General features: G+C 63.7%; 2 protein-coding genes. One reads left to right on the forward strand and one right to left on the reverse strand.

Annotation, left to right across the window (positions count from 1 at the left end):
* Positions 1–956, reverse strand: a 956-nt coding sequence (locus tag RUW20_RS16190) for a metal-dependent hydrolase (RefSeq protein ID WP_313953254.1), incomplete at its 3' end; no start/stop codon positions are given.
* 398 nt (positions 957–1,354) lie between these two features.
* On the opposite strand from RUW20_RS16190, the gene RUW20_RS16195 reads away from it, so the two are divergent.
* Positions 1,355–1,750 (forward strand): bacteriohemerythrin (locus tag RUW20_RS16195; protein ID WP_313953255.1); only part of this gene is annotated, 396 nt, incomplete at its 3' end.

Raw genomic sequence — 1,750 nt, forward strand, 5'->3', positions numbered from 1 at the left:
ACGCGGTTGCGTGCCGTATGATCGACCCACTCGGTTGGCGCCGCCGTGCCGGGGTGGAAACGGACGCCCCAGATCGGCTCAAAGCCATCGGTACGCAAGGAGTAGCGGGCGTCGCCGATGACGCTTGGATCGGCTTCGGCGCGCGCGGTCCAGCCAGCAGAGAAATAGCTGAAGCGGGCGAAGTCGCGGAGAACGCGTTCGTCGGCCCTGGCTTGCGCTGGCAAATCCTTCTCCAGCAGCAGCTCGACCGTACTGCCCTCCTTCCATCGCGTTTGCTCGACGCCGACCACGCGCAGGCGATCGGTGTACAGGGTTTCGCCCGACTGGTAGACCGATCGCCAGAGCAGCGGATTGCCGACCGTCGGAAACATCTCGGCCCGATCGAGCGGATGGCCGCGGGCGGCGGCGATCCTCACCTGGACGTCGAGCGCACGCTCGCGCTGCCAGGCGGCGGTTCCGACGTAAGCGAGGCCCAGCGCCAGCGCCACTGCGGCAGGCAGCCGAGAGTTTCGGCGCACGGCGAAGATGAGCCCGATCAGCAAAATCAGGGTCAGCGGCGGGCCAATGGTGGTGATCCAGTTCCAGGACACACGCAGTGGCGAGAACGGCCACAGCAGGTGCGTCCCATAATTGGTGCACGCGTCGAGCACGGCATGCGTGGCGTAGCCGATGGTGGTCGCGGCGACTATCGGCCGCCAGTTCGAGCGATGGCGTTGCCGCGCCAGCCAGGGCGCCGCAGCCACGATGCCGCCGACCGGAATGAACGCCAGGGCATGCGTGAAGTGGCGGTGGTACTGGATCGCCAGCAAGGGGTCCGCCGAACTCCGGATCAGGATATCGGCATCAGGCAGCACACCGCCGACGGCGCCGAGCAGCCACGCCTGGCGGCCAAGACGCGGGCCGAGGGCAACTTGTGCCGCGGTCGCGCCGAGCAGCGCATGGGTCAAGGGGTCCATAAGCTTCCAGCCGGAATCGCGCCGGCAGCAGGGAAAAGAAATTCGTTGCGGCGCAGCGGCAGACCTCTCGCCGGCCGCTTTCGGACCGCGCGCTGCGAAGCGGGCATTATCGCCCCAAGCGGGAACATTCCGCCCGTTTGATTGGCCGCAGAGTACGGCAACCAGGCAATCGCGGTTGATTTGAGTGCGCGCAGCGCCGGGGGTCCTCCGACGGCAAAAAACCTCGCTGCGTCCGTCCGCACCTTCTTCACTTTTTTGCTGTGCTGCGTCGCCAAACCTGGCGCGCGACAATTTTTCGCACAGTCTTATGGCAGGATCCGCTGCTCAAGCATTGATGGATGCAGTACAGTTAGCCAGTTCCCCCGGCGTAGCGGGGCATCATTTGAGCGGGAGTCGCAATGGCCTTTCTGAGTTGGCGAGACGAGTACCGCGTCGGCGTCACGCGTATCGATGAGGAACACCGCTATCTGTTCGATCTGATCAACGCCTTTCACGATGAGCATCGTGGCGCAGCCGATGACAGCGCGCTGGGAAAAATTCTCAATCAGCTGGTGCAATACGCTGAACAGCATTTTCGCCACGAAGAAGCGATCATGAAGAAGAACAAATACCCGGCCCACGCCGAGCATTGCGCGCTGCACGAGGAACTCTATCTCGCCATTTTCCGCCTTTCCGAACAGCTGGGCGCAGGCTCCGTGCGCGTCGACATCGAGACCGTGCGCTTCATTCGCAGCTGGCTGGTAGACCACATCATCCAGCATGACCTCCAGTTTGCCGACTACATGGCACGGAAA

It is taken from the genome of Accumulibacter sp., assembly GCF_032229525.1.
Taxonomy (GTDB): domain Bacteria; phylum Pseudomonadota; class Gammaproteobacteria; order Burkholderiales; family Rhodocyclaceae; genus Accumulibacter.